Origin of the sequence: Archaeoglobus profundus DSM 5631 (assembly GCF_000025285.1) — an archaeon.
Classification (GTDB): Archaea; Halobacteriota; Archaeoglobi; order Archaeoglobales; family Archaeoglobaceae; genus Archaeoglobus_B; species Archaeoglobus_B profundus.
This window is the reverse complement of the sequence record NC_013741.1, coordinates 1,451,476-1,477,260: the sequence shown is the minus strand read 5'-3', so window position 1 is coordinate 1,477,260 and position 25,785 is coordinate 1,451,476. Positions and strand designations below refer to the sequence as shown.

Here is a 25,785-nt window from a genome sequence, read left to right as displayed (position 1 = left end):
AGGTGAACGATACTGTCATGGATATCGGTACTATCTCCAAATTATTTAATATCTCCCTGCAGCTCTTTCACTGGCCTCTACACCATTCAATTCGGAAACTTTGCTCAGTTCGTTAGTGGCTCTATGATATCTGTGGTGATGTAGCAAATAAATCTGTTTTTGATAGGGAGAATGTTCACAGTATACTCCACGAATTGACAATCAAAACCTTTTTGTTTTGGATTATTTCATCAAGTACTTGATAAAACTCGAAAAATCTGACAAATTAGGACCAGAACTGCCTTTCTTTTCAATACTTTCGACGATTTTAATGAGTAATTCTTTGATTTGCTTTTCATCCATGTTTAGTTCCTCTTTGAAGAATTCTTTATAGTCTTTTAATTTTATCATGTTCAACTTGTGTTCTGCATACTGTTTTATTAAGCCCGTTAAGGAAAATAAGTAATATACAATAAGAACGATCGAAATTTTCTCTACAATAATTGCAATGAAATCTCCTCTAACTTTTTCCTTTGCATTCTTCGTAATTTCGTTGATAAATCCGCCTTCATAAAGAGTCTTTACTACAAGCTTCGAAGTTGGTAATATTTTATCGATAATATCATTTTCCGAGATTGTTATACCGACCTCTTCAAGATCCTGAATTATTCTGGATATAAACCCATCAAAACCATCTTTGAAATCTGAAAATCTAAGGTACTCATAGTATTCGTCGGTAATTCCTCTTTCATGAGCAAGTTGTCTTATTTTAGATAGGTCTAACGTTGACATAAAATTCCTCCTGCTGTCTTTTGATAAACTCCTCCGCAATATGAGCATCTCCGAGCTTTTCTAAGACGTCTTTATCACCGTATATGAACACTAACCGATCTTCTACATCTTCCAAAAAGACATCATTCCTTATCAAGTCATCGAGGAAACCTCTAATGTTGCTAATTTTATATTTGTCTCTATATCCATACTGCTTGATATATTCGGCTATAAATTTGTCCTTTAACTTGTAAAGAATTTCTGAATATTCCTCATAACCAGTCTCCTCTGCTATTTTCCTAAATAGATCAGCCTCCTTGTAATAAAGTACAGTTAATCGAAGATACGGCTTATAGGCGTACATCTTCATCTGATCAAGAAGGGTCCAGTAGTTGAGAATTAAGTCTGAGATGACGTAGCTCGCGAAATCTTCATAGGTTTTAAATCTATATTTGTCCATTATGTAGTAGAACTTCTCGGTTGGAATGCATTTACCGTTAATTCTCCTCAAATAATTAGCTTGAATTAACAACTGCAATTGTTTTGGTCTCTTTTTATATTTATTCACATCAACCTCATTAAAAACAAACAAATCTTCGCATATACGCCTTATAGGGTTAAACTGAGCTTTTACGAATAATGATTCCGCAATTCCGTCTCTAACTTGCTCTATTTGGAATAAATAGAAACTGTACCTTCTATCGATTATTTCTGCTAGCTTATTCGCTATTCTTTCTCTTACTTCTAAAAGGGATGGTCCATCGAATAAATATCTCTCTTTGGCGCGATCAAACCATACCTTAACGTTAAATAGCTTCTTAAGCGAGATTGAAACGAGAAATCTTTCGTTAGACTTATCATTTTCAATAAGAAATCGTATAGTACCAGAAACAGGGATTATGTAGTATTTTACATTGTCAATTATTTTTTCTTCAACATTTTTCTTATCAACCAAAAAATTAAACCCATACTTTTCAATAACTTGACTAATTGCTTCACTTATTGGTGACACATGCTTTGGGCCTATTCTAATTGTAGGGAATTTTAAACCTCCCGACATGTTACTCCCCTCCAATATCCCCAAACTCCGGAAATTCCGTGAGTCTTGTATCTCTCAGCGCAACCCTTTCAACCTTTAAACTTTCTTCAACAGGTATGAGGACTATAAGGTTGTAATCGTATACACTTAAACCTTTCTTGATTTCGTCTATTGAAACTTCCCGAATTCGGACTCCATAGTCTGGATCATATACGAAGAAGTTCTCTATCGTGTATCCAAGTAATAACAGACTATGAGCACCTGCTAATGGTTGTCCATGCCGTAAGTAATGCTCATCGATAACTGCTATCGGAGGAACTAACTTTTTTTGGCTAAAATTCAGAAGCTCATTCTTTATGAGTAACAGATCAAGATCATCGGCCATGGATTTCCTTGCTAGAATTATTTTTGCTTTAAAATCTATACCATTCATTCGGAGGAATCTATTTGTGTAGTCTACATACTTCTCGGTGTAACCTTCCTTGATTTTTCTATTGAACCAGTCACATGCTGCTTCGTAAAACTCTTTATAAGTGCTGAATGCGCCTAAACCGGATTCATAGAGCACATCATAGATTGATATTAATGCAGTTAAACAATTTGGATAGCAATCAAGTGGACGTGCTTCTTCCTTGAAGGGAGGATCCAGTCGGTAATAAACTTGATCTCCAACTCGTTTGCCAACGACGATTATGTCCTTGAGAGCTTTTTTTGACTTAATCATAAATTTCCCACCTATCCTACAGGTGTGTTTAATTCAGGAACCTTGCTCAACAAATTCTCGATTAACTCATCCACATGAATAGCAGGGATCCCATACAACTGGGAAACTTCCTCTACCACTTGCTTTCGTGGAATTCCTTCTTTGAGAAGAGATGCGATAGTCCTCTGAACCTCAAACGCTACTTCTTCATCAGTCCAAATATCTCTAACAATAGCATCTTTAATGTGAATTCTCGCTAGCTCACTCATAGCTCCTACATAATTGTAGAGCTCGTATCTAATCGAAAGCTCTATCCAATATTTCTTCCCGCATTCTGGACATTTAAAAGGGATGAGCACAACTCATCCCTCCAAATCAATCTATTTCACCTTCATCGACCTTAATCCAGCCTCGCTTTCTCATGTATTCTTCAAAAAAGCTGGTTTCTCCTTTCTTTGGTAATTTACCTTGAATTTCAAGCTCAGCAATCATTTTGTGAATAGCATATCTCACAGCATCGGAAACGCTTGAAAAGTAGCCCAACTCTACGAGCTCCTTTAATCTCTCATATATTAATGGAGACACCGTAATATTCAGCTGTACAGACTTTCGTTCCGACTTAGTATCAGATCTGGTCATTTCGATCACCAAATCTTTACAATGTCTTTACTTTTGACTATTTTTAATTTATCAAAGCAATAATAAATCAATACTAAAGTGATAGTAAAGTTTATATAGATTGTAAAGCAATAGTAAAGTGATGACTTGGTGTAAACCAATTAATGTTAAAATCGCTTTGAGAGATCATAGCGAACTCCAGAAGTTCGTAAACGAGGGAAAATATCTGAGTGTCAGTGATGCTGTTCGTGAAGCCATTAGATTGCTAATTTTCCTTGAAAAGAACGATTTGATAGTTCTTCCGTCAGGCTCCTCCCGTCATCCTTCTGTCAGGGAGGAGGAAAATGCAGAGGAGGGAGGAAAAGAGGTGAGATATAAATGCTAAAGACGATCGTAAACTCTTTCTCGTTTATCCACCTTAGAAACGATAACGATCTTTTGATCCTCGTCGATGAAGAAAAGGATTCGATACTTTCCAACTCTCAAACGAAAAGTGTTCTCTTCACCTTTAACTTTAACAGGCTTGCTGGAGAAAGGATCTTTGAGACTCAGGATCATCTCACGGATTCTCTCCGCATCGTGCTTGGGAATTTTACGAAGGAATTTCTCTACATCTCTGTGAACCTTTACTCGATACATAGATCTTCAGCATCGATGAACTCAGAGAAATTACCTTTCTTAACCATTTCCTTGTGTTTTCTAATTAGTTCCTCTTCTTCAGGAGTAAGAGTCGAATCTATCAGTTCCTCTATGGATTCTTCAATACGCTCAATCCTCTTCTTGATCTCCCTTAACTCATTTAAGATGTCGGCGAGAGAAACTGTTTCCTGCGTAGTTGATAATTTGGTAAAGGAAATTAATAAATGTTACTTCTCTAAGCGCTCTAAATATCTCTCAATCTCTTCAAGCTTCTTTAATATAAACATGCCAAATTCTGTTAAAACATATGCTTTAGATCCTTTTGGAGAATTTTCGAGAAGAATTGGTTTCGCAAGTCCAAGTTTAATGAATTCATCAATTCGTCGGCTTACAGAACTTTTGTCACCTTTGGCAATCTTTTCGAGTTCAATCCAAGTCTTAGGCTCTTTGAGGGCACGAAGTATGGTGTATCCTTTAGCTTTTGCAAGTGAAGTCAGAATTTCATCAACTGATACCATCAGAAACTTAGTTACAGGATTGATACTTTTGTTTTTGGTTGAGATTAGAAAGTTTGTCATAAATTTGAAAATTAGTAACGAATTAGAAACATTTATATACTTTTGTTTCAGATTAGTTACAAAGTTTGGAGGTTAAAACATGAAGGTCTGTTCAGATGTTCCAGAAGGTTGGAAACCACTCATTGAAAAAGCCATGAAGATTGAGGGCTGGGAGACTGTCTCAGCCTACGTTAGAGAGCTTATCAAGAAAGACCTCGTTTCCAAGGGTTTACTTGGCTTTCAATCCTCTTTTCTAAACAGCTCAAGCTCCTCCCTTCATTCCTCCAAGAAGGAGGTTGGGGAGGAGGAAAAGGCAGGGGGTGAGGGCTGTTGAATGGGTTAGGAAGAGAGGTAAAAAAGATTTCGTTATTAGTGGAGGAGGTATACGATCTGGATGAGTTTTTAGAAGTGGTGGCAGAGGACGGCAGGATACACCACCAATTCTACTGGAAGGCTGAGAGAGCCATACACGGAATGATTCACACATTGAGAGCAGGGGTAAAGCTCTACGGGATTGCGAAGGAGGGACATATAGTCGTATGCGATTTGTCCGAAGTAGTAAGCTGGGATTCTCCGAAGCTCGAAGAAATTGCAAGGAAATACGGAATAAACAATCTCAACGATGAATACAGATACTGGATAAAGGAAGTTCACGAGAAGATGAAGAGAGAGGTCGTAGAAAAGCTCGGCTCTACTCCCGGGAAGTTCGAGTTTGTAGTTGTAGAGGGGATTGCATGAGTGTGCTAAGCGAGAGAGCGTTAGAATACGCAATAAAGCTCAGGGATGCTCTTAACATTCTTTCAGACGTTTACGACGGAAGAGAGCCGCCGATCACGGTCAAACAAAATTTGATCACAATACGAACGATTCTCAAGGGTTGCTTAAAGAAAATAGATGATTTCTTCGGAGTTGAGGAGCTATGAGGATGGAACTCCTCTACTACAACGCCAGCAGGTTTTCTCAGATTGTTTCGAGAGTTCAGGGAACCATCGCCGAGATGAAGAAGCATGCGAATGGATTTGAAAGAGACTGCCTGAACTACGTGATTAACAGGCTGACGGAGATAAAATGTCAGATGAAGTTCTCGAGGTTGCTATTCGATACGGGAGTTAAGCACGTCGTAGTCAACGATGTCGACAAGATCGTTAGAATTGGAAGCGAATTTAAGGGAATCTTCGAGTTGAAGGTGAGAAGAAAGAACGACAGGTACATTAAGATCAACTTCGCACAGCTGCAAACTTACAGATACTTAACAAACGCTCTCGGAGTGCCGGTTTACTACCTTATTTTCTTACCAGGCAACAGGTATCAGCTGTTCGAAGTAGGCGACTTCGAAAACGAAGATTTCGTGGCCAAATACATCGATTCGCCGGTCAAACATTTGAGCGACAGATTCGCAATCATCGACACCCGTAAACACTTGATCAAATCGAGAGACGAGGTCGTTCAGGAGCTCCACGACATTCTGACAATTTTATAAAAGTGGAGGTGTAGAAAAGCATGTCTGTTAACAAGCTGTTAACGGTTAACAAGTTGTTAACAAACTTGTTAACAAGATTTTGTAACACCAACCGCATAACCTCCGAGAGAACAGCAATCACAAAACATCAAAAATTTTTATTTTTCGGAGGTGATGAAAGAGATTTTCTTCCAATTAATTAAATTAAAGAAAATTTAGGTTAGAGGAAGATAAAGAAGGAGGTTGAAGGAATATGGTTGAAGGTAGTTTAGAGAAGGAGAAGGAGATGAAGAAATTAGACAAAGTCTCTGTTAACAAGTCAGTTAACAAGTTGTTGAAAGAAGTCTCTGTTAACAGTTCTGTTAACAGGCTGTTAACAGGTGTTACTGAGACGAGGTTCTGTTACGGTCCGGTGTTACTGAAGGAGGTGTGTGAAGATGTCTTCTAACAACGGTTTAATTATGTTTAAGAGTCCTCTGCAGAGAGTTGACAAGAACAACGAAATCAAACACCGTAAGTTCGCGGAGAAAGTCGCGAAGAGGCACGGTCTTCAAAACTTCTACGAGGTTCTGGAGATATACGAGCGTTGCTACGAGATATGTATGGAATTATGCGATATTCTCGGAACCAATCTCAACAACCTCAGAAACGAGCTTGAGAAGTACATACCACTGGATCCTCTTACAATGTTGCATCGTAAATTCTGTGAGTTCGTGATGCAACTGGCTAAGGATGACAAAGACATTGAAAAGGAACTTTCCAAAACATACAGGCTCTTTTACAAAATGTACGTCGAGAAAAAGCCCTTCTCAAATGCTATAGTCGAAGTCTTCAACGAGTTTATGGAGAGTAAGAAGGAATGAAGAGGATAATTTCGATGACCGAATTTGCCAAGATAATAAAGTGCAACGAGGTGCGGATATACTACTGTAGGCACGGGCAGATACCGTTCAAAGCCAAAGTTAGGCTCTACGCTAGAGTTTACTTCGAAAACGGTAAGCGTTTGGGATTTTTCGAGTGGGAGGGTAGAAAATTCTGCTGTCCGCTGGGGATTCTGAGGAGGGTTAAGAATGGACAGGCTTGATTACTTGGCCGTATTCTATTTAATATTGGGATTCGTAATGTTGGTAATGGTAGGGTTGTGATGGAATGTGGAGGTAGGGTGTATGGAGTTGGTAGGAAAGGTGCTTGTTGGTAGGGAAAGGGTAAGGGAACATCAGTACGCAAGGGTTAGGATTCCGGCAGAGCATGTCAGGGAGTGGATCGACAAGAAAATCTTTGTATATAAGGCTGTGATTGATGGAGAGGTTGTAATTTTGCTTAGTCAGAGGGAATTAGCCAATTTTGATGGGGGCCGTGAACGAATTAGCCAACGGATGGGTCGAATTAGCCAAAATTCCGACATTGAAAGGAGGTTGGAGAGGCTTGAGAAGATGATAGAGAAGCTGTTACAGGGACGTGTGAGTGATTTGAGTGATGAGAGATTATCATGGTGCGGGGGGAGGGATTTGAACCCTCGAACCCCTACGGGACCGGCCCCTCAAGCCGGCGCCTTTTCCTGACTCGGCAACCCCCGCTCACTGTAAGGTCGTAATTGTTGTATAAGACTCTTTTGATTCGATAACATTTACAGATAAATTGAAATTTTTTGCAAATTTATTTAATGAGTTCTGAAACCCTTGATTCAATGGAAACGCTCATGGAGATGGCGAAGAAAGGTGATTGTCCAGAATGGTTGAAGGATGTTGCAAAATCGGAAGGAATTGAAGTTGATAAACTTCTCAGGCTCATTGCTAGGGGAGAAGTTGTAGTTCCCAAGAACGTCAATAGAGAGTTGAAGAAGCCTAGGGCTATAGGTAGGTTTGTTAGCACAAAAATCAATGCAAACGTTGGAACTTCAATAGACTACGTCAATGTTGAGGAGGAGGTTGAAAAGGCGATAGTAGCTCAGAAGTATGGTGCAGATGCCATAATGGATCTGTCCACCGCAGGAGATTTGGACTTTATCAGGAGAAAGATAATGGAGGTTACGGAAGTCCCCTTCGGAACTGTCCCTATATATCAGTCCGCTAGGATGAAGAAAGTAGTTGTGGATATGGATGAAGACGACTTCTTCAAATCCGTTGAGAAGCAGGCTAAGGACGGAGTAGACTTCATGACAATTCATGCGGGAGTTAACAGATTCACACTTGAAGTTTTAAAGAAGAGTGGTAGGCTTTTGGGTATTGTTAGTAGGGGAGGAGCGATAATAGTGGGCTGGATGGTCCACAATGAGAAAGAGAATCCATATTATAAAGATTTCGACTACCTACTCGAAATTTTGAAGGAGTACGACGTCACGATAAGTTTGGGTGATGCATTCAGGCCGGGATGTCTTCACGATTCAGACAGAGCGAAATACGCTGAGTGGATAGTTTTAGGTGAACTCGTTGAAAAGTGCAGAGAAAAAGGTGTTCAATGCATGGTAGAAGGCCCGGGACACATGCCTGCAGATCAGATAATACCCGCTGTAAAGGCTATGAAGGTTATAACAAGGAACGCGCCACTCTACCTCTTAGGGCCTCTCGTAACGGATATAGCTCTGGGTTACGATCATATCGCTGGAGCAATGGGTGCTTTGGTTGCTGGCTTAGCCGGTGCGGATTTTATCTGCTATTTAACTCCAGCCGAGCATTTGGCGTTGCCGACTGTTGAAGATGTAAAAGAAGGTGTCATAGTTACAAAGATTGCCGCACATGCAATCGACTTGGTAAAGGAGGGTGTTAGGGAAAGGGCTATGAAGGTCGATTATGAGATGTCTTTGGCAAGAAAGAATTTTGATTGGGATAGACAGTTCGAGTTGGCCATAGATCCTGAAAAAGCTAAAAAAATCTGGGAGAGAAGGAAATCACAGTTTGCATGTTCGATGTGCGGAGATTTGTGTGCGATAAAACTTGCCCAGAAAGCTTTGGAGCGTAACGTATTTAACCCCAATCATGGGCAATCTGAAGGGTGACGATCATGAAGTACCCAAAAAAGGTTAGGACATTCTGTCCGTTCTGCGGGAAGCACACGATCCACGAAGTTGAAAAGGTAGGTAGGGGTAAACAGAGTGCTCTGAAGTGGATCAACAGGCAGAAGAAGAGAAGGGGTAAGGTAGGTAACTTGGGTAAGTTCAGTAAGGTTCCCGGTGGAGATAAGCCGACAAAGAGAGTAAACATAAGATTCAGATGCACCGAGTGCAAGAAAGCTCACTGCAGACCAACTTGGAGGGTTAAGAGGTTTGAACTGATCGAGAAGTGAAGGGGGTGATAGCCATGGGCATAAAGAAGAGCAAATTTATCAAGGTAGTCTGTCCAGACTGCGAAAACGTTCAGGTAATATTCGACCATCCTTCCACCGTTGTCAAGTGCTTAGTGTGTGGAAGAACTTTGGCAGAGCCTACGGGAGGGAAAGGAAACATAAAGGCTAAGATCGTCGAGGTTTTAGGTTAAATCCGAACCTATCTATCTCTCCATTCTTTATTCTCGTTGCAGAAATCGGCTTTTTATCGTAGGCAAGAACAAAGTCAACAACCACGATCGTTATCGGCCTCTTACCGATCTCAATTCTTTTCTTGTTTATTCTCTTGGCGTTCTCGTAAGTTTCTGGAGAAACTATGAGGTAATCGTAGTCCTCTTCAAGCGTCTTACCGTAACAGTCCTTAATAATCTCTATTCTTGGCTCAACTCCGTAGGATCTCTTAACATACTCCTTCAGATTTCTAACTCTAACGTTGTAAGGTAGAACGTTTCTCAGCCTCTTCCGAGCCATCTCATCGCTCGTAACTCCAAAAACTACGTCCTTGCTTATGCTGAAAGCCTTTCTGATCAGCCTCTTGTGTCCCTCATGAAGGGGATCGAATGTTCCACCGAGCGCAACTTTCACGCAACTTGTCGGATATAAAGGTTAAAAACTTTGCAATAAAATCTCGTGCATGAGGTACAGGTTTATAGACCACACTGCCGATGTCGCCTTTGAAGTCTTTGGCAACAGTTTGGAGGAGCTAATAGAGAACGCAACCTACGCATTTTACGAGGCTTTTGTTTATACTGAAAAGCTTGATGAAAATAGGGTGTTGAATGTCAATGTTGAGGCGGATTCGCCGGATTACCTTCTATACAACTGGTTGAGCAAACTTCTCATTGCTTTCGATACAGAATTCTTCGGTGGAAAAACTGTGGAGTTTGTAAAGGTTGAGGAAGGAGAAATTTTGAAGGCTACGGGAAAGATAAGAGGTGGAACACTCAGACCGGAAATAGTGAAGGTAGAACCTAAAGCGATAACACTTCACAACTTCGTTGTTGAGAAAAAAAATGGTGGATGGTACGCCTATGTTGTAGTGGACATTTAGCCGAACAGTGCTCCAAGTCCCTCCAGAGCCTCTTCTTCCGCCTTTTCTTCTTCCTCTTCCTTCTTTTCTTCCTCCTTCTTCTCTTCTGCAGCGGCCTCAGCAGTAGCTGCAGCGGGCTGTGGTGCTGCTGCGACCGGTGCGAAAGCTGCCTTCGATATAGCCTCGTCTATGTCAATTCCCTCCAAAGCCGAGACCAGAGCCTTAACTCTCGCTTCATCCACTTCGACGCCAGCTGCTTCAAGCACAGCTTTCAAGTTCTCTTCGTTTATCTCTTTCTTAGCGGAGTGCAACAACAAAGCCGCATATATATACTCCATAACACATCACCTCCTTTAGCCGAATAACGCACCTAAACCTTCTAAAGCAGATTCCTCCTCTTCCTCTTCTTTTTCTTCCTCCTTCTTTTCCTCTTCCTTCTTCTCCTCTACAACCTCCTCTTTCTTCTCAACAACTCTTGAGGAGAGTAAGCTCTTGAGTTCATCATCCAAAGCTGATTCTGGTAAGAGTGAAGCCAAAGCCAAAGCCTCCATGTGAGCCTTCGCTAAGATTTCTGGCATAACTTCCTTCACTGGCAGTCCAGCATTTATAGCCAAGTTTCTTGCATCCATAACAGCTTTCATGATGAGTATCTCGGCAGTCTCCTCAGTTACGTATGCACAGTTAACAGCCAAGTTCAAAGCCTTCTGATAAGCCTCTGCAAACTCACTCTTAATCTTCTCGACGTCAATTGCTAATATGTCCGGTGTTAGCAGGATTCCGTTGTCGTATATAACTCTTGTATCGAGTCCTATCTTTATGGGCTTTATTCCCAGAACGCTCAAAGCTCTTGCAACCTCAGGCTTAACTACTTCACCAGCCTTTACAACCGTAACAGTCTCCCTTACAACTACCTTACCTCTCTCAATGGCCACTGGAATACCAGCATTCTGTAGCTCTGCCATCATTGGGCCCGGTGGAATTGGTGTTGGTCCCTTCTCAACAACGACATCAACAGGTGAAATCTGATTGGGCTTAAGTGGTGAGGGTTCTTTCGTTTCCTCGAGGAGCTTGTAGAGCTTAAAGGGATTCATGTCAGTGAAAACTAAAGCTGTCTGATCGTAAAGGAATTCTTCAAGCTTCTTGTAGTTATCTTCAAGTTCCTCCAAAGCCTTTTCTACCAACGTATTCTTCACAACTTTAATTAACGCTTTGCCTCTAAGCTCCCTCCTTATTCTCTGCATTTGATTTGAAGGAACTCCTCTGAAGCTGACTATAGCTACCACTGGATGCGATTTAAACATCTTTCTAAGCTCCTCAACGGTTTGAACCTTCCACTTTGGAGGTGAACCTCTTACTGCTGCCATCTCAGATCACCCTCACAGCTGGACCCATAGTCGTCTTGACATATATTGATTTTACCACTTGCGATGGATTATCATACTTGTTCTCAACAACCTTTATTATTTCTAAGGCATTTTCAGCCAACTTTTCGACTTCCATATCTCTCTTACCTATCGGTGCGTGGAATACTGGCTTATCTCTCGTCCTTATCTTCACAGACTTCCTTAGCTTCTCTATCATTGGCTTTGGATCTGCTAGTGGCGGTATTGGTTGAGGCATCTTTCCTCTCGGACCCAAGATAGGACCGAGCTTTCTACCTATCTCAGGCATTAGGGGAGCTTCAGCTATAAAGAAGTCAATTCTCTTAGCAAGCTTTTTGGCCTCTCTCTTGTTCTTGGCCAATTCGTCGATGTCTTCAGGACCTAATACGACATCTGCCCCAGCTTCCTGAGCCTTGAGAGCTGTTTCACCCCTCGCGAATACACCCACCTTTCTAGGCTTTCCTAATCCGTGAGGTAGCGTTACAATTACGTCTATTCTGTTCTCTGGTCTTCTCATGTCCACATTTCTCAGGTTTACTGCCATTTCTACCGTCTCTACGAATTTCCTCGGCTTAGCCTGCTCTATAGCCTTGCTTATCGCTTCCTCAAGCTGCTCTTTACTCACGATCATACCATCACCCCGTAGTCCCAACGGCTTTACGCCTCCTACGGGACTAAAGCGAAATTTCGCAAGGGTATTTTAAGTTATCGATGAAACAGTTAAGCTAATATAAGTGACCGCAAACTCCTGACGATGATCGGTGAAATTTCAACACTGTTAGGATTAAAGGTTTACACAGATGAAGGTAGATATGTAGGTGTAGTAAAGGACCTAGTTTTGGACGTGGAAAACAGGAGGATAAAGAGCCTAGCTATCTCCGATTATAACAAAACTTTAATAAACTCCAAGGCTAAAGGCGTTCTGATCCCTTACAGGCTAGTTAAGGCTGTAGGTGATATTGTCATAGTCAAAGATGTCTTCAAGGCAAAAAAGGAAGAGGATTAATTGGAAAGACAGAGAACTGTACGCACACCTACTAGCCCCAAACGTTTTCATTCTAAGAATAGATGGTAGAAACTTCACGAACGTTTTGAAAGATTTTGAAAAGCCCTACGATATAAGGTTCGCAAGAGCTATGGTTGAGACTTGTAGAGAAATTATGAGAGAATTTAACCCTGCCTTCGCGTACACATTCAGCGACGAGGTCAGTTTTCTTTTCAGAGACTTATTTGGTTGCAGGGTTGAGAAAATCGATTCGATAATAGCTTCAGAGTTTTCATCCCGTTTGTCGCTGAAATTGGGTTTCCCTGTGAGCTTCGATTCGAGGATAATTTACGCAAGCTTCGACGAGATATCGGATTACCTAAAGTCTAGGCAGGATGAGTGCTGGAGAAATCACATCAACAGCTACGCCTTTTACACACTTCTTAAGGAGATTAAAGATAGAAGAAAAACTCAGGAATTCTTGTCTGGTAAAAAATCGAGCGAGATACACGATTTACTATTTGAGAGGGGTATAAACATTTCAAAGACACCAGCATGGCAGAGGAGGGGAATAATGCTTTACTGGGAAGAAGTTGAATTTGAGAAAGAGTTTGAAGGAAGAAAGGTAAGATTCAAGAGAAGAAGAATTGTTGAAGAATGGAATTTACCTCTATTCGATTCCGAGGATGGCAAAAAATTGATTGAAAAAGTATTGAGTCACTTCAGATAATTGACCGTTGGTAGCTCCATTGAAGGATTGTAATGGCAGTCCCAGCAAACCGGTCTGACTTCCATGAAGTCGTGGCACTTTGCACAGAATCCTTCATAGTCGTGGCACTGCCAGCATTCTGTTAAGCTGACATTGAAGACTCCGTTTGGTGTTGTGTACGTTCTGACTCCATCTCTAACGGCAAGTTCTCTCCACTCGTTTAGTAGCTCCATGTGATACTGCGCCATCCACTCCTTACTGTAGATGCAAGCTGTTCCCTTCGAAGGAGAAAGTTCCTCTCGTACATCTTCGTACTTGATAGCTCCAGCGCTTACCCAGTACGGCGTGGCGAGTAAGGCTAAAAATAGTATTATTCCCAAGACAACATATCCCTTATGGTACATATCACTCCTCCTCCCTTATAGGCGTTCCTCTCAAATCGTACTTCCTATCCTCAGGCTTTTCACCGAACGCAGTTAAGACCAGAGCGTTACCGACCATCTCCATTGGACCTCCTATCTCAACCGGAATCTTCCAGTAGTCTACTGCAATCGGGAACTGAGCCTTGTCTATAGCACAAGGCGTTAGCATTATGTTCACACCGTACTTCTTGACCACATACCTCAATGCCATCATCCTCGGCATGACTCCTCTCATCCTGAGCTCCATCAGCTCTTCAGCAAGCATTCCACCACCGGCAGCACAGCAGTATGTCTTTTCCCTTATAGTGTGCTCTGGCATGTCGTAGAAGTTGTTCATAACGTTTCTCAGCACGTATCTTGGTTCTTCAAGCATTCCCATACCTCTTGCAACATTGCACGGATCGTGGTATGTTGCTCTCCAGTGGTCGTTTCTGCTTGGATCGATGTCGATCTTCTTGTGCTTGATCAAAGCTGCAACAAATTCGAGAACGTGTATCCAACCGTGTTCACCAGATATGAACTCACCCAAGTTTATTCCCTTGAGCTTCTCGCTTATCTGACCTAAATCTGGGTCATCCCAGAACTTCTTCCATTCTGCATGCTTCGGCGGGTTGTTCATCGTGTTTATGAACTGGTGCTTGTCTCTCCACATGTGTCCACACTCACCACCGATTATGAACTTCACACCCAATCTCTCAGCTTCCTTGTAGATCTTGGAGTTCAAGAGTTGTGCTGCCTCGTAGCTGTGGAACGTACCGAAGTTACCTCCTTCACTTGCATAAGTTGACCATGTAACAGTTAAGCCGTATCTCTCTTCAAGCTCGTTGAAGAGCAGTAGGTATCCAAGCATAGCGTACCAGTGTGGCGTTGCGAAGTAATCTGCTGATGGAGCTACGAATAGTACGTCAGCACCGGGCTTGTTTATGTAGGTATGCAGGTCAAAGCCAGTTATGTCCTTAAGTTCGCTTAAACCTTGCTCGATCGATCCAGCCATACCTCCAGCGTACAATCCCAAGTGGTTTCCTGTTCTCGCTGAAGCTTCAATGGATATACACATGAACCTCTGGTTCAATCCTACTCTACTGAGCATCCTCCTTGCCCACCATACAACTTCAGCCGTGTCTATGCCATATGGGCAGAAGAGTGAGCATCTCCTGCAGAGTGAGCACTGCAAGAGGTAGTAGTACCACTCCTTTATGACGTTTTCATCTAAAGGCCTTGCACCTGCCCACTTACCGAACAGCTTACCTCCGATCGTGAAGTAATACCTGTAAACGCTTCTAACGGTTTCGGCTCTCATTACTGGCATGTTCTTTGGATCACCGGTACCTATGTAGTAGTGGCATTTATCTGCACAAGCACCACATCTAACACATATATCCATGAAGACTTTGAACGCTCTGTTCTTTTCCAAAGTCTCCTTGAAAGAGTCAAGGATTATTTCTTTCCAGTTTTCTGGCAACTTCCAGTCCTCGCTGAACACATCTCTTTCAACATCTCCGAAAGGCATTTTGAAGAACTCTGAATTAACCTGCTTTGGTAGCGCTATGTAGCTTGCGAAACCATGCTTTATGTCCTTCTGCGTTATCGGTTTCAACCAATCATACCAATTCGGAAACTTCTGCTTGATCTTAAGCTCCTCAGGCACCTCACTCATCTACATCACCTCAAAACTCCTCAGCTTTGAGTGTGTAATTCTTCTCGGCAATTTCATCAAGCTGATCCTTATACATCTCGTAATAAGTATCCCAATCGAGCTTCTTGCACTTGTAGGTTACTCCAGCAACAGTTATGCCCTCTCTTACAAGTATTGGCAATTCTGGGTTTGGATCCCATGGATTGACATGCCTCTTTCTCCTGTTGTCGTTGGGCATGTTTCTTGTAGGACTGAACCAGACTCCAGCAAAGTGCATTACCTTACTGAACGGTATGTATGCGATTGTTATGCAGACGAACGTGAAGTGTATTAGGAACAACCAGTGAAGGTTTGCTAAAACCTCTGGTGAGGGTGGCTGGAATGTTACTACACTTAGAGCAAACATCTTCACATAGCTCAGATCTGCCTTTATGATGTATCTCATGAGTAATCCGCTGACAAGTATGACAGCCATGAAGAACAGTATCAAGTGGTCTGATGGTATTGAGATGCTCCTCTCCTTAGCCAGTAGTATCCTCCTACCCCAGAGGAAAGCCAATGCAACTAACGCTATGACTCCAGTCATCAGCAAGGGCGGAACTATCGCAACACCCAAAACTCCATCGAGGTATTCCAGAGTTTTCACGAAATCTGGAACTGGGTTTGTGAAGAACCTCAGATGTCTTATGACTATTACGAGCAGGGAGTAGTGGAATAGTATTGCGAACAGCCAGAGCCATCTTGTGTCTACATTTTTACCTCCCATCTCGATGTAATACCTTGTGTTTCTGAAGAGATCTCTGAAGAGGAACACTACAAACAGAACCCTTACGAAAGCCCAGAACTTGCTTGAGGGAGAATCTATCTTGTCTATCCATGTCCTCCTGACGAACTTAAAGCTCGGTTGCTGAGCGGAAGTTGTGGGTATTTTGAGGGGTACCGCACTTCTTGCCCAATCTACAACCCTGTATATTGTCCCTATGACGAATATGGCAAAGCAGATGTAAGGTAAGGCATAAAAAATGTACAGGGCTTCACTCATTCTTATTCACCTCCTCTACTTTAACGGCTTTTTCAGGCAATAGGGCGAATATCTTAATACCTATGCAGTACGCCAAGTAAACTCCCGCTAGCAATGCGAGTTCTATTGCCCACTCAGCCCAAGTTGGATAGTAAGGCACTATTTGGAACGGCTTAACTGCCTCGTAGCCAGCGAATATCTCGTATGGATATGAGAGTCCCGGAACGACGAGTATGTATCTCTCGCAGAATACGGCAACAGCTACGAGCAATCCTGCGACAAACATGGCCTTTTCTGTCTTCCTGTAAGGACTAAGCATTATAGCAAGCGCCAAAAGCATCAATCCAATTTGACCAAACCAGTAAACCCAAACCGCTGGAGTCTCTGGGCTCGTAATCATCCTTAGGAATGCCTCGTGGCTTGCGGGCATGTAACCCTTCTCAAATCCTTCAACGATGAAGAAGTAAAGCAGAACGATTACCATCGCACCCATGATCTTTGTCAGTGTCCAGAAAAGGCTGGGGTCGTATTCCCTCTTAGTCCACTTGAAAGTCAGTATGTACGTCGGAATGAGCAATCCTAAACCGCTTGCAATTGCCGAGATTATGAACATCGGCGGTGTTAAAGCTGAGTGGTAAAAGTCGTTCGAGTAGATGAATCCCAAGATTGCACCAGTACCGCTGTGCACGAGAACTGCCCATCCTACGGCAAAGACAGCAATGCACCTCGTTAGGAACTTCTTCTCCTCAAATTGAGCTATCAAATATATTACACAGACGACGAAGTAGCTTGAATAGAGGAATGCGTTCCAAGAGAAGATCGATGTCGGGTTGAAGTACATCAGGAAGTTTATGCTGTTGGAAGGATTGCCTACGTCCGTGAAGATTGCGCCCATTGCAGCAACGATCATTGCGGCAGCGAAGAAGGCAGCACTTCTTGAAAATATCTTGAACTCCTCTTTTTCAAAAACACCGGATAAGGCTGAAACGATAAGTGAACCTGCACTGGCACCAATGAAGTAACAAACGGCTGCGATTCCGAAGCCCCATGGAACTTGGTTGTTTAAGCCGGTAACCTGATGACCGTGAATCCATTGGAGATAGTAAGCGTAGGCACCAATGATACAGATAGAAAGCCAGATTGCACAGATTGCATAATAGCCATAGGATTTACCCTCAATCTTCGTAAAATCTATTTTTGGTACTTCAGCCCCCATAATTCACCACCTCACAACTTGTATTTAACCTTGGGATTTGTTCCCAAGTTTGCTCTTAGAGTGATAACCCTAGATGTCTTGATTATCTTGGAGACCTCACTGTTTGGATCTTTGAGGTTTCCGAAAATCAGAGCGTTGTAGGGACAAGCCTCAACGCACACTGGCTTAGGATCTTTACCCTCAGCTCTCTCTCTATCTATCTTCCACAGGCAGAACTCGCATTTCATTACTACACCGTGCTTTCTCATAGGAGCTTCAGGATTTACGACCGTTAGATGTTCTTCTGGTGGCTCAAAGAGGAATCTTCTGGCGTTATAAGGACATGCAATCATGCAGTACCTACATCCTATGCATCTGTGGAGGTCTACGACAACTATTCCATCCTCTCTCTTATAGCTTGCCTGAGTCAAACAGACTTGGACACAGCCGGGATGTTCGCACTCCTGACACATTACAGGGAAGTAGAGCGGTTCTGCATCCTCCGTAACTCTGACCTCGTAAATTCTTATGAGATCGTAATCGTACTTTTCACTTCTTGGGACATTGTTAGCTTTAGCACACTCTTCAACACATGGTGGTCTGGCTCCAAAACCACCTCTCGATTTCATGCACTCTGTACATTTCTCGACATCGATGACCATAGCCCACTCGTATTTTGAAAGTTCACTCTCCTTTTTTTCATCAAGCTCAAGAGCCTTACCAGTCGCGATCGCTGTAGCTCCTGCCATCGTTAACAGTAGGAACTTACGTCTTGATACCATGCTGTTACCACCTCTTAAAACTCTTATAGCTACCAATCCCTTGAGGATTTCAGTGTAGAATTTATTAACTTTTTCATTTTTAATCAACCGATTTTCTTTCAGGAAAGGGTTTCGCGATTGGTTAATTATCAAAGATAAAGTTTCAAAAAATATAAAACAAAACCGTAAATTATTTATGTGTCGTGCTAAATCAATTAGAGAGGAGGTGACGATATGCCAGAGATTGAGGTAAAAGGTAAGAAGCTAAGACTTGACGAGGACGGATTTCTGCAGGATTGGGAAGAGTGGGACGAAGAAGTTGCTGAGGCATTGGCTAAAGACACGAGATTTGGACAACCGATCGAATTGACGGAGGAGCACTGGAAGATAGTTAAATTCTTGAGAGAATACTTTATTAAGTACGGTGTTGCTCCACCAATTAGAATGCTTGTAAAGTGGTGCAAGCAGAACGTAAGACCCGACTGCGACTTGAAGTACATTTACAAGCTCTTCCCACAGGGTCCAGCTAAGGATGCTTGTAGAATTGCCGGTTTGCCCAAACCAACAGGTTGTGTCTAACTTCTCCTCATTTTTTCTGCAGTTTTCAAAAACTTTTCAACCATCTTAGGATAACTCAACACGTGTAAGTGAATGTAGTTGGCTAATGTGTTCTTCCTGATTATTCCATCGTGCTTGCCGTCAACTCCTTTACCCCTCCTAACTCTGTAAGCAAAGTCAAGTTTTTCAAGCGGAATAACTTCAGAGTAGTGGAACTCGTGTCCTACAATCGTATCACCAACTCTGCTTATCGGATTAGCTTTTACAGCTCTATAAACGCAGTATCCTAATGCTCTGAATTTAGTGTGCATCCGTGTTTTTATCGGTAAAAATCCGACCATCTCAAATTCTCCCTCATCGTTTATTATGCTTTCACCTAAGAACATCAACCCACCGCATTCAGCATATACTGGCTTTCCAGAATCGCAGAATTTGTATACTGATTTTCTGAAAGGTTTGTTTTTTTCAAGTCCCTCAGCAAAAACTTCGGGAAATCCGCCACCAATGTAGAGTGCATCGACTTCGGGTAACTTCCTATCCTTTAAGGAATCTACAACGACGACTTCAGCTTTAGCTGAGAGCGCATCGATGTTGTCCTGGTAATAGAAGCAGAAAGGTTTGTCTCTAACAACACCTATTCTTACACTGCTATTCCTCCTTTCAAATACCGCATTGTAAGAGACTTCTTCCAACTTTGGAGCTTTATGAGCAATTTCTACTACTTTATCAACATCTACATAAGTTTCCACCATTTCAGCTAACTTCTCTATTACCTCCTCGATTTCTCCCCTCTCGTGAGCTGGAACCAAGCCGAGATGTCTGTAGGGCATGTCAACGGCAGTTCTCGGTATTACACCCACAACCCTCATCTTAGCTAATTTTTCTACCGATTTTCGAACCTTCTCAGCATGTCTTGGATTTCCCACCCTATTTAAAATCACACCTTCTATATCCACATCTCTATCAAAAAGTTTGTAGCCCAACAGCATTGCGGAAATGCTTCTGTTTATCCTTTCAGCATCTGCAACGAGTATAACGGGTGATTTCAAAATCTTTGCAATACTTGCGGTGCTTCCCTTCTCATCCAAAGCGTTATGAGAATCGTAAAGTCCAGTTTTACCTTCTATTACCGCTATATCCGCTCCTTTGAAAGACCTTTCGAAGGCTTCAAGGATGTCGTATTTCGAAAACATGAAGTCGTCCAAATTTCTCGAATGTCTCTTCGTAGCGAAGTAATGAAATATCGGATCGATAAAGTCTGGTCCAACCTTGTAAGGCTGAACTACGTAACCCCTATCCGTCAAAGCTTTCATCAAGCCTATGGCTATCGTAGTCTTTCCAACCTTGCTCTTAATACCCGCAATGGTTATTCTCGGTATGTCCATCGAAATTTGTCATCTCAATGACACAAAAACTTTCGGTTCACGAGTACAAATTTAAAAGCTCCTTTCTCTTCCTCCTCCACTCCCTCTTAACCCACCAAGCAAAACCAAGGTAACCCAATCTTATAGGTATGTTTTTGAATCCAGCAAGGTATATCCCCTTCAAATCGTCCACCCAACGAATTGCATGATCCATGCACGCTATTAAAAGTTCCCAGTGAGTCTCCCTTAAATTTTCTTTTGCAAACATCCTTTCCCTTCTCAGAGCACAAACCTCCATCGGTATAAAGATTAGTGGGACAATTAGGGATCGGTAATCTCTAAGTCTTTCGACGAGTTCAATTGTCTTGATTATATCGTCGTCCGTCTCATCTGGTAAACCGATCAAGAGGGTTGCAGCGGGAACCCAAAGATTGTCGTGCATGATGGCGAAAGCTTGCTCAACAACATCACACCACTCGCTCGGATGGAAAGGCAAGCATTTACCGTGCATATACTTCTCCATAAGCCTCGTGCTTCCAGTTTCAACACCAGTCTGAACTCCAAACATCGGAATTCTATCGCCCACCTCAAGTATGTGGCTGATTTCTTCAACAATCTTCGGCTTAGAGCAGACAGCTGCGAGGGAGCAGTGGCTTATCCCAATGTTATCAGTAACCTTTTTCACTTCTTTGAATAGCCTTAAAACCTTCTCTTCGTTTGGAACAAACTTCGGGTCTTTACATCCGTAAAGCAGAACGTCTTCCGCATGCAAAATCACACCTTTAGTCCCTCCTCTTATATTCAGCTCAACCTCTTCGATTATTTTAGGGAGCGGAATGTCCCTCCTCCTTTTCAGAGTTTCACTACAGAAACGGCAACCCCTCCCGCAACCCCTCGAAATTTCGATTAAGCCGTTTATAGACGGTCTCTTTATCGTCGGGATCTTCTCGACCTCGGGACTCTTGCAGTGAACGATCTTAGGCAATTCATCCCCTTTCAAAGCCTTTTTGAACAAATCGGGAGCGATCTCATCTGCCTCTCCAATTACAACGCAATCGACGAAGTTCTTCCAATACTCGTCCCATTCGAGTTGCCAAGAGCCCGGTCCACCAACGATGATTTTTATTCTGTCTTTGAAAGGTTTCAGCTTTTCCATCAGATTCACGAATTCGATTCTCGTTGACGGAGTCCCGCCAAGCAACGATGAAAACGTGACGCTGACGGGTCCAAAGCCGAGGGGATCCATGACAGAGACCCCGACAACCTTCGCCTTGTCCAAATACTTTTCGATGTCGTAAGGGTGGACTGTTACAACGTCGAAGCCGTTCTCGATTAAGACTGCCTCGACCTTCCTCAGACCGTATGGAGCGAATTTAACGATTCCGTCATTGTTTTCAACCTTTGGGTAAAAGAGAAGCTTTACGAGCCAGCTTGGGACGATACTTGGTGGTGTGCACGTCCCGAACCCCATGAATTCCTTGCCGTGATGATTACTCATTTCAGTTGCTGGAGCGGTCAAAACAATCTCCGCCATAGTTCTCACTCCAAGGTGAATTTAAACGTGCAGGGATCAATCGACACCCTCTCAACCTTGGCTTTGAATTGCTCCGCGAACTTCTCCGCAAATGCCAAGCAACCTTTCTCGCAGTATCTCGGATAGAACCGCTTGATCGGACACAATCCCGATGAGATTACGGTGTTTCCCTCCACTTCAAGCTTAAAATCCCTTTCCCAAGAGAAGAGGTAATCCAAAGAATTCTTCAAGCCTTCGATATCGTTACCGAACTTTTCGACCATTCTACGTGCGATCACCTCACCCAAAAATCTTCCGATCGATTCCTCCACGAAATCACCTCCTGAGAAAATCGAATTTTCCCGATCTGATATCCTCCAAAATCTTGAATGCTTCATTCTTCGAAACGTTCAAAGCTTCCGACAAAATCTTCGGAAGTTCCGCCACCTTCTTGTAACCGAGTTCTTTGAGAGCCTTTGCAACTTCGAATCTGACATCCAAGCTCTCATCCTTCAAAGCCTCAACGAGAGGTTTTATCGCCCTCTCGTCTCCTATCCTACCGAGAGCGTAAACTGCGGCTTTCCTAACTTCTGGACTCTCGTCTTTCAAAGCTCTTATTAACGCATCAACAGCCTCCTTGGCTTTCAAATCCCCGAGAGCCTCCGCCGCCTTCGCTCTAACCTTGTAATCCCTGTGGCTTAACGCTTTGATTAAGCCTTCTACATCCCATTTCGCCTTCAATCTCTCTACATTCGGTTTGAAAATCCTACCTATGATCTCCTCTATCATTTCTTTCCCTCTTCCAACCTCTTTTCGAGTTCCTCCAACCTTTTTGCATATCTGTAAGGAATGCTCGCCAATGCGAGCAGAAATTCCCTATGCGCTTTCAGCATGTGCTTCCCGAATTCTCCCCTCAAAATATCGCTCGGAGTCGGAACTCTGATTATTATCTCCTTCATGCTCCCACCATATTACGAAAGGATTATAAGATATATGCTCTTTTCGGTTCACACATGGGAACAAATAAGTTCATAGATTTACTAAGAATGACAAGACTGTGGCACGGAAGAGCGTATATAGCAATAGCGGTCTTAGGATTCTTGCTCGGTAAAGATCACGGAGCGATATTACCTTTTACGGTTTCAACACTTCTTTACGTTTCCTTCGCATTTGCGATAAACAACTGCTTTGATGTCGAAACGGATATGAATGGTGAAAAGAGATACTGTAATCCTGTCGCAGACGGATCGATCACATTTAAAGAAGGTGTCGCTTTCTCCGCTTTGCTTGCGATCTCTGGAATTCTCGTTGCGGAATTTTTGCCGACAAACGCATTTATTACCTACATCGTTTCAACACTACTTGCGTTGATATACTCCGCTCCGCCGAGAGCAAAAACCAAACCGCCGTTTGATTTAATTACCCACGGACTCTTTTTCGGTTCTCTTCTCTTTCTCTTCGGTCTGTTCTCATCTAACGGTGATGTCGGTAAATTCGTTCCTTTAGCTCTCTCCATATTTTTTTACTCCTGCTTTCTTGAACTCAGAAACCACATTGAAGATTACGAAAGCGATCTTGCATCGAACACGACTACATCCGCTGTGTGGTTGGGAAAGGAGACCGCAGAGAGAATTAAGTGGATTTTCTACGCCTTCCACGTAGCCAGCTTGATTCCCTACTATCCTTTAACGCTCTTAGCGCTGTTCGGATTGCTTGAAGAGAGAATCGCCGACATGCTCACGGTTGCGATATATCTAACCGTAGCTTTTAGGCTTGCCGAGGTGATCGTATGAGAATCCTAATGCTAAGCGAATTTTACGGGAAGACGGGAGGAATAAACACCCATATGACCGAACTCAGCAGATTTTTGAGGCACGAAGTCATCCTGAGCAACAGTATCGAAAGCATGAGCGTGAGACCAGACATCGTGCACATCCATCACGCATTCACACCCCTAACGTTCAGAGCGTTGAAAATAGCTAAGAAAAAGGGGATTCCAGCGATCGTTACAAATCATTCGATAGCTCCTTTACACAACAGCTACTTCTGGAAGTTGCTCAAACTCGGATTCAGATACCTGAATTATGCGAGTGCGATAATAGCCGTGAGTAATGTTGCAAAAAAATTCATCTCGAATTTCACGTCAAAAAAGGTCGTGGTAATCCCGAACGGAGTTGATGTGAAGAAATTCAGACCGATGAAGGATAACGAGCAGAGAAAAGCTCTGCTATACATCGGCAGACTTTCCGCAAGAAAAGGCGTGCACATCCTTATCCCCTTACTCTTCAAATGTCTGAAAGAATTTGATGCCGAATTGATAATAGCGGGGAAGGATGAGATGTTCACGTTGCCGATATTGAAGCTTCAGAGAACATTGTGCAAGAATGTCAAAATTCTTGGATTCGTTCCCGACGATAATCTCCCGAAACTCTACAACTACGCCGACTTAACCCTCATGCCATCCATAACGATGGAGTCGTTCGGTATAACTGCTATCGAATCCCTCGCCTGCTCCACCCCAGTTGTTGCGACGAAGGTTGGAGCGTTACCAGAAATAATTAAAAGCGGTGGAATAACCACAAACTTGTGGGAGCTCCCGAAGGTCGTAGCGAATCTTCTTTCAAATCCCGACAGGACACGAAAACTCGGAAAGGAGGGAAGAAAACTTGTCGAGAAGGAATACTCTTGGGATGTTGTGGCGAAAAGAATAGAAAGTATTTACTCTAAAGTTTTGGATGGTGAGTTCGATGAGGAACGTAATACTTGACATCGAGAGGATCATCGAGGATTTAAAGTTCAAGCCGTCTGATGTAAAAATTTACTCGCTATTACTGGAAAAGGGGGAGATGAGGGTTAGCGAGATCGCAAAAGAGTTGGGATTGTCTGCAAGGTTCGTCAGGGAAAGGTTGAAGGACTTGAGCCGAAAGGGGATTGTAAAGAGAGAGATCGTCAAGAAGGGTTGGATAGGATACGTTTACAAGGCTGAAAACCCGATAAATGTGCTGAGGAAGCTGAAAGCAAAGATAATAGAAGAAATCGAAAATTTGGAGAAGAAACTCGAATGAAATCTGCAGTCCTGATAACTTACAGGAAACCTGGTTTCATCGAGGAGAACGTGAAAAAGCTGATTAAAGAGGGATTTGAAGTAATCGTTGCTGTGGACGAGCCGAATGAAGAAATTCTGAGGATTGTGAGAAAATACGGTTTGAAAGCAACGATAAGCGAGAGGAGGAGGGGAAAGTGGAGGGCTTTGAACGATGCGATCAAGTTAGCGAAAGGTGATTACGTAATCTTTATCGATTCCGATACGAGAATAGTGGAGTTGGGAGATTTTGAGAAGTTTGATGCAGTGGAGATCGTGAAGGAGGTAAACGCCTCATCCCTAATCGAAAGGCTTGCAAAAATAGAGTTCTTCAACATGTTTCTGACCTCAAAAATCGCATCTAAGCTTGGCTCCTGCCTAAGCTTGAACGGTTCTGCTTTCGGAATAAGGAGAGATGTTCTCCTAAAATTGGGAGGATTCAGAAGGCGCATAAACGAGGATACGGACTTGGGAATGAGGTTAGGTCTTAACGGGTATAGAGTCGGTGTGTGCGGGAGAGCAATAACAAAATCACCGTCGAGACTTAAAGACTGGCTCGCTCAGAGGGAGAGGTGGAGTTTGGGAGGGGCTGAAGTCGTTATAGAGAACTTCCCAAGTATTTTGAAGAGGCCAAGGCTGTGGATACCCTACCTGTTCCAGTTTTATCCTACAATTGTCGGACTCGCATTGGGTTTCGCACTTCCCGACAGTATTATTTTAAAGGTTTTGAGCTTGATCATTCTCTTCATGTTCTTCGTCCACTTTAAGCTAATTTCATTCCTTCTCCTCTCCGTCTTTGAACTTCACGTTATGAGGAATGTAATCGCTATGCTGATTTCCTTTATCGTCTGGGCTTTGACTGTGATAGCTCTTTCTAAGAAAACTAATTACGAAATCGAATTCAAGCTCCTACCCCTCTATTACTTTCTATACAACCCCCTCTGGACGATGATATGCATAGTTGCCCTCGCAAAAGCTTCGGTCTTTCGTTTGATTGGAAAGGAGTTAAAGGTGAAGGACTGGGTTGTATAAAGTTATTTG

The 25,785-nt window shown here is 42.7% G+C and carries 40 protein-coding genes and 1 tRNA gene; 19 read left to right on the top strand and 22 right to left on the bottom strand.

Features of this window, described 5'->3' with window-relative positions:
- Positions 1-222: 222 nt before the first annotated feature.
- The 5 genes from ARCPR_RS08770 to ARCPR_RS08750 are packed head-to-tail and all read right to left on the bottom strand — an operon-like array spanning position 223 to position 3,140.
- On the bottom strand, positions 223-771 hold the full coding sequence (locus tag ARCPR_RS08770; protein ID WP_012941136.1) for a hypothetical protein: 549 nt from the start codon (positions 769-771) through the stop codon (positions 223-225).
- Positions 749-1,810, bottom strand: coding sequence for a hypothetical protein (locus tag ARCPR_RS08765; RefSeq protein ID WP_012941135.1), 1,062 nt, complete (start codon positions 1,808-1,810; stop codon positions 749-751). The genes ARCPR_RS08770 and ARCPR_RS08765 overlap by 23 nt, the downstream gene beginning before the upstream one ends.
- A gap of 1 nt (position 1,811) precedes the next feature.
- Positions 1,812-2,513: a hypothetical protein gene (locus ARCPR_RS08760; protein WP_012941134.1), complete on the bottom strand. Its 702-nt coding sequence runs from the start codon at positions 2,511-2,513 to the stop codon at positions 1,812-1,814.
- A gap of 11 nt (positions 2,514-2,524) precedes the next feature.
- A complete protein-coding gene (locus tag ARCPR_RS08755; RefSeq protein WP_012941133.1) occupies positions 2,525-2,851 on the bottom strand; it encodes a hypothetical protein in 327 nt (108 codons plus the stop codon).
- A gap of 16 nt (positions 2,852-2,867) precedes the next feature.
- On the bottom strand, positions 2,868-3,140 hold the full coding sequence (locus tag ARCPR_RS08750) for a ribbon-helix-helix domain-containing protein (RefSeq protein WP_187286410.1): 273 nt from the start codon (positions 3,138-3,140) through the stop codon (positions 2,868-2,870).
- A 112-nt stretch (positions 3,141-3,252) separates the two neighbouring features.
- Here ARCPR_RS08750 and ARCPR_RS08745 point away from each other — a divergent pair, with 112 nt between their 5' ends.
- Positions 3,253-3,495 carry a ribbon-helix-helix domain-containing protein gene (locus ARCPR_RS08745; protein ID WP_012941131.1) on the top strand — a complete coding sequence of 81 codons (243 nt, stop codon included), beginning with the start codon at positions 3,253-3,255 and terminating at the stop codon, positions 3,493-3,495.
- Here ARCPR_RS08745 and ARCPR_RS08740 read toward each other — a convergent pair.
- Together ARCPR_RS08740 and ARCPR_RS08735 are read right to left on the bottom strand one after the other, a co-directional pair.
- Complete coding sequence (locus ARCPR_RS08740) at positions 3,492-3,749, bottom strand: type II toxin-antitoxin system RelE family toxin (RefSeq protein ID WP_048084631.1); 258 nt, start codon at positions 3,747-3,749, stop codon at positions 3,492-3,494. The two genes, ARCPR_RS08745 and ARCPR_RS08740, sit on opposite strands and share 4 nt — an antisense overlap.
- A 227-nt stretch (positions 3,750-3,976) precedes the next feature.
- Positions 3,977-4,267, bottom strand: coding sequence for a transcriptional regulator (locus tag ARCPR_RS08735; protein ID WP_148208708.1), 291 nt, complete (start codon positions 4,265-4,267; stop codon positions 3,977-3,979).
- 139 nt (positions 4,268-4,406) lie between these two features.
- On the opposite strand from ARCPR_RS08735, the gene ARCPR_RS08730 reads away from it, so the two are divergent.
- The 7 genes from ARCPR_RS08730 to ARCPR_RS08700 all read left to right on the top strand — a co-directional run bounded on the left by ARCPR_RS08730 (position 4,407) and on the right by ARCPR_RS08700 (position 6,849).
- On the top strand, positions 4,407-4,640 hold the full coding sequence (locus ARCPR_RS08730; protein WP_012941129.1) for a hypothetical protein: 234 nt from the start codon (positions 4,407-4,409) through the stop codon (positions 4,638-4,640).
- Positions 4,637-5,044: a hypothetical protein gene (locus ARCPR_RS08725; RefSeq protein ID WP_012941128.1), complete on the top strand. Its 408-nt coding sequence runs from the start codon at positions 4,637-4,639 to the stop codon at positions 5,042-5,044. Before ARCPR_RS08730 ends, ARCPR_RS08725 begins: the two co-directional genes overlap by 4 nt.
- On the top strand, positions 5,041-5,229 hold the full coding sequence (locus ARCPR_RS08720; protein ID WP_012941127.1) for a hypothetical protein: 189 nt from the start codon (positions 5,041-5,043) through the stop codon (positions 5,227-5,229). The genes ARCPR_RS08725 and ARCPR_RS08720 overlap by 4 nt, the downstream gene beginning before the upstream one ends.
- A complete protein-coding gene (locus ARCPR_RS08715) occupies positions 5,226-5,786 on the top strand; it encodes a hypothetical protein (protein WP_012941126.1) in 561 nt (186 codons plus the stop codon). The genes ARCPR_RS08720 and ARCPR_RS08715 overlap by 4 nt, the downstream gene beginning before the upstream one ends.
- A 232-nt stretch (positions 5,787-6,018) precedes the next feature.
- Positions 6,019-6,213, top strand: a complete 195-nt coding sequence (locus ARCPR_RS08710; RefSeq protein ID WP_012941124.1) for a hypothetical protein — start codon at positions 6,019-6,021, stop codon at positions 6,211-6,213.
- Positions 6,203-6,628, top strand: a complete 426-nt coding sequence (locus tag ARCPR_RS08705; protein ID WP_012941123.1) for a hypothetical protein — start codon at positions 6,203-6,205, stop codon at positions 6,626-6,628. The genes ARCPR_RS08710 and ARCPR_RS08705 overlap by 11 nt, the downstream gene beginning before the upstream one ends.
- Positions 6,625-6,849 carry a hypothetical protein gene (locus ARCPR_RS08700; protein WP_012941122.1) on the top strand — a complete coding sequence of 75 codons (225 nt, stop codon included), beginning with the start codon at positions 6,625-6,627 and terminating at the stop codon, positions 6,847-6,849. Before ARCPR_RS08705 ends, ARCPR_RS08700 begins: the two co-directional genes overlap by 4 nt.
- A gap of 406 nt (positions 6,850-7,255) precedes the next feature.
- Here ARCPR_RS08700 and ARCPR_RS08695 read toward each other — a convergent pair.
- A tRNA-Leu gene (locus tag ARCPR_RS08695) sits at positions 7,256-7,342 on the bottom strand.
- 110 nt (positions 7,343-7,452) lie between these two features.
- Here ARCPR_RS08695 and thiC point away from each other — a divergent pair.
- Genes thiC through ARCPR_RS08680 form a run of 3 tightly spaced genes read left to right on the top strand, consistent with a single transcriptional unit; the run spans position 7,453 to position 9,238 of the window.
- On the top strand, positions 7,453-8,760 hold the full coding sequence (gene thiC, locus ARCPR_RS08690) for a phosphomethylpyrimidine synthase (RefSeq protein ID WP_012941121.1): 1,308 nt from the start codon (positions 7,453-7,455) through the stop codon (positions 8,758-8,760).
- 5 nt (positions 8,761-8,765) lie between these two features.
- Positions 8,766-9,047: a 50S ribosomal protein L44e gene (locus tag ARCPR_RS08685; protein ID WP_012941120.1), complete on the top strand. Its 282-nt coding sequence runs from the start codon at positions 8,766-8,768 to the stop codon at positions 9,045-9,047.
- A gap of 14 nt (positions 9,048-9,061) precedes the next feature.
- Positions 9,062-9,238, top strand: a complete 177-nt coding sequence (locus ARCPR_RS08680) for a 30S ribosomal protein S27e (RefSeq protein WP_012941119.1) — start codon at positions 9,062-9,064, stop codon at positions 9,236-9,238.
- On the opposite strand, the gene ARCPR_RS08675 is transcribed toward ARCPR_RS08680, so the two are convergent.
- Positions 9,213-9,671, bottom strand: coding sequence for a phosphopantetheine adenylyltransferase (locus ARCPR_RS08675; RefSeq protein ID WP_012941118.1), 459 nt, complete (start codon positions 9,669-9,671; stop codon positions 9,213-9,215). The genes ARCPR_RS08680 and ARCPR_RS08675 overlap by 26 nt on opposite strands.
- 49 nt (positions 9,672-9,720) lie before the next feature.
- On the opposite strand from ARCPR_RS08675, the gene ARCPR_RS08670 reads away from it, so the two are divergent.
- Positions 9,721-10,137 carry an archease gene (locus ARCPR_RS08670; RefSeq protein WP_012941117.1) on the top strand — a complete coding sequence of 139 codons (417 nt, stop codon included), beginning with the start codon at positions 9,721-9,723 and terminating at the stop codon, positions 10,135-10,137.
- Here ARCPR_RS08670 and rpl12p read toward each other — a convergent pair.
- The 3 genes from rpl12p to ARCPR_RS08655 are packed head-to-tail and all read right to left on the bottom strand — an operon-like array spanning position 10,134 to position 12,129.
- Positions 10,134-10,454 carry a 50S ribosomal protein P1 gene (gene rpl12p, locus ARCPR_RS08665; protein WP_012941116.1) on the bottom strand — a complete coding sequence of 107 codons (321 nt, stop codon included), beginning with the start codon at positions 10,452-10,454 and terminating at the stop codon, positions 10,134-10,136. The genes ARCPR_RS08670 and rpl12p overlap by 4 nt on opposite strands.
- 15 nt (positions 10,455-10,469) lie before the next feature.
- A complete protein-coding gene (locus tag ARCPR_RS08660) occupies positions 10,470-11,480 on the bottom strand; it encodes a 50S ribosomal protein L10 (RefSeq protein ID WP_012941115.1) in 1,011 nt (336 codons plus the stop codon).
- Position 11,481: 1 nt separating this feature from the next.
- On the bottom strand, positions 11,482-12,129 hold the full coding sequence (locus tag ARCPR_RS08655) for a 50S ribosomal protein L1 (protein WP_012941114.1): 648 nt from the start codon (positions 12,127-12,129) through the stop codon (positions 11,482-11,484).
- A 123-nt stretch (positions 12,130-12,252) separates the two neighbouring features.
- Here ARCPR_RS08655 and ARCPR_RS08650 point away from each other — a divergent pair, with 123 nt between their 5' ends.
- On the top strand, positions 12,253-12,504 hold the full coding sequence (locus ARCPR_RS08650) for a PRC-barrel domain-containing protein (RefSeq protein ID WP_012941113.1): 252 nt from the start codon (positions 12,253-12,255) through the stop codon (positions 12,502-12,504).
- Complete coding sequence (locus tag ARCPR_RS08645; protein WP_012941112.1) at positions 12,473-13,213, top strand: tRNA(His) guanylyltransferase Thg1 family protein; 741 nt, start codon at positions 12,473-12,475, stop codon at positions 13,211-13,213. The genes ARCPR_RS08650 and ARCPR_RS08645 overlap by 32 nt, the downstream gene beginning before the upstream one ends.
- Here the strand turns inward: ARCPR_RS08645 and dsrJ are convergent.
- The 5 genes from dsrJ to dsrO are packed head-to-tail and all read right to left on the bottom strand — an operon-like array spanning position 13,201 to position 18,248.
- Positions 13,201-13,596: a sulfate reduction electron transfer complex DsrMKJOP subunit DsrJ gene (dsrJ, locus tag ARCPR_RS08640; protein WP_012941111.1), complete on the bottom strand. Its 396-nt coding sequence runs from the start codon at positions 13,594-13,596 to the stop codon at positions 13,201-13,203. The two genes, ARCPR_RS08645 and dsrJ, sit on opposite strands and share 13 nt — an antisense overlap.
- A gap of 1 nt (position 13,597) precedes the next feature.
- A complete protein-coding gene (hmeD, locus tag ARCPR_RS08635; protein WP_012941110.1) occupies positions 13,598-15,271 on the bottom strand; it encodes an Hdr-like menaquinol oxidoreductase iron-sulfur subunit HmeD in 1,674 nt (557 codons plus the stop codon).
- Positions 15,272-15,281: 10 nt separating this feature from the next.
- Positions 15,282-16,292 (bottom strand): sulfate reduction electron transfer complex DsrMKJOP subunit DsrM, encoded by a 1,011-nt coding sequence (dsrM, locus tag ARCPR_RS08630; protein WP_012941109.1) that lies wholly within the window; start codon positions 16,290-16,292, stop codon positions 15,282-15,284.
- Entirely contained in the window at positions 16,285-17,487 is a 1,203-nt protein-coding gene (gene nrfD / locus ARCPR_RS08625; RefSeq protein WP_012941108.1) for an NrfD/PsrC family molybdoenzyme membrane anchor subunit, read from the bottom strand. The genes dsrM and nrfD overlap by 8 nt, the downstream gene beginning before the upstream one ends.
- Before the next feature lie 11 nt (positions 17,488-17,498).
- Complete coding sequence (gene dsrO / locus ARCPR_RS08620; protein ID WP_012941107.1) at positions 17,499-18,248, bottom strand: sulfate reduction electron transfer complex DsrMKJOP subunit DsrO; 750 nt, start codon at positions 18,246-18,248, stop codon at positions 17,499-17,501.
- Between the two features lie 213 nt (positions 18,249-18,461).
- On the opposite strand from dsrO, the gene ARCPR_RS08615 reads away from it, so the two are divergent.
- Positions 18,462-18,806 carry a TusE/DsrC/DsvC family sulfur relay protein gene (locus ARCPR_RS08615; RefSeq protein ID WP_012941106.1) on the top strand — a complete coding sequence of 115 codons (345 nt, stop codon included), beginning with the start codon at positions 18,462-18,464 and terminating at the stop codon, positions 18,804-18,806.
- On the opposite strand, the gene ARCPR_RS08610 is transcribed toward ARCPR_RS08615, so the two are convergent.
- From ARCPR_RS08610 to ARCPR_RS09855, 5 genes are read right to left on the bottom strand one after another with little or no spacing between them, the layout of a single operon-like run.
- Positions 18,803-20,170 carry a cobyrinate a,c-diamide synthase gene (locus tag ARCPR_RS08610; protein ID WP_012941105.1) on the bottom strand — a complete coding sequence of 456 codons (1,368 nt, stop codon included), beginning with the start codon at positions 20,168-20,170 and terminating at the stop codon, positions 18,803-18,805. The genes ARCPR_RS08615 and ARCPR_RS08610 overlap by 4 nt on opposite strands.
- A gap of 37 nt (positions 20,171-20,207) precedes the next feature.
- On the bottom strand, positions 20,208-21,683 hold the full coding sequence (locus ARCPR_RS08605) for a B12-binding domain-containing radical SAM protein (protein ID WP_012941104.1): 1,476 nt from the start codon (positions 21,681-21,683) through the stop codon (positions 20,208-20,210).
- A 5-nt stretch (positions 21,684-21,688) separates the two neighbouring features.
- Positions 21,689-21,994 carry a hypothetical protein gene (locus ARCPR_RS08600; protein ID WP_012941103.1) on the bottom strand — a complete coding sequence of 102 codons (306 nt, stop codon included), beginning with the start codon at positions 21,992-21,994 and terminating at the stop codon, positions 21,689-21,691.
- Between the two features lie 4 nt (positions 21,995-21,998).
- Entirely contained in the window at positions 21,999-22,451 is a 453-nt protein-coding gene (locus ARCPR_RS08595; RefSeq protein WP_012941102.1) for a HEAT repeat domain-containing protein, read from the bottom strand.
- A complete protein-coding gene (locus tag ARCPR_RS09855; protein ID WP_012941101.1) occupies positions 22,448-22,621 on the bottom strand; it encodes a hypothetical protein in 174 nt (57 codons plus the stop codon). Before ARCPR_RS09855 ends, ARCPR_RS08595 begins: the two co-directional genes overlap by 4 nt.
- 54 nt (positions 22,622-22,675) lie before the next feature.
- Between ARCPR_RS09855 and ARCPR_RS08590 the strand changes: the two genes are divergently transcribed.
- Genes ARCPR_RS08590 through ARCPR_RS08575 form a run of 4 tightly spaced genes read left to right on the top strand, consistent with a single transcriptional unit; the run spans position 22,676 to position 25,776 of the window.
- Positions 22,676-23,455, top strand: a complete 780-nt coding sequence (locus tag ARCPR_RS08590; RefSeq protein ID WP_012941100.1) for a UbiA prenyltransferase family protein — start codon at positions 22,676-22,678, stop codon at positions 23,453-23,455.
- Positions 23,452-24,429: a glycosyltransferase family 4 protein gene (locus ARCPR_RS08585; RefSeq protein ID WP_012941099.1), complete on the top strand. Its 978-nt coding sequence runs from the start codon at positions 23,452-23,454 to the stop codon at positions 24,427-24,429. The genes ARCPR_RS08590 and ARCPR_RS08585 overlap by 4 nt, the downstream gene beginning before the upstream one ends.
- Complete coding sequence (locus ARCPR_RS08580) at positions 24,410-24,727, top strand: transcriptional regulator (protein ID WP_012941098.1); 318 nt, start codon at positions 24,410-24,412, stop codon at positions 24,725-24,727. The genes ARCPR_RS08585 and ARCPR_RS08580 overlap by 20 nt, the downstream gene beginning before the upstream one ends.
- Positions 24,724-25,776: a glycosyltransferase gene (locus tag ARCPR_RS08575; protein WP_012941097.1), complete on the top strand. Its 1,053-nt coding sequence runs from the start codon at positions 24,724-24,726 to the stop codon at positions 25,774-25,776. Before ARCPR_RS08580 ends, ARCPR_RS08575 begins: the two co-directional genes overlap by 4 nt.
- The last annotated feature ends 9 nt before the right edge of the window (positions 25,777-25,785 follow it).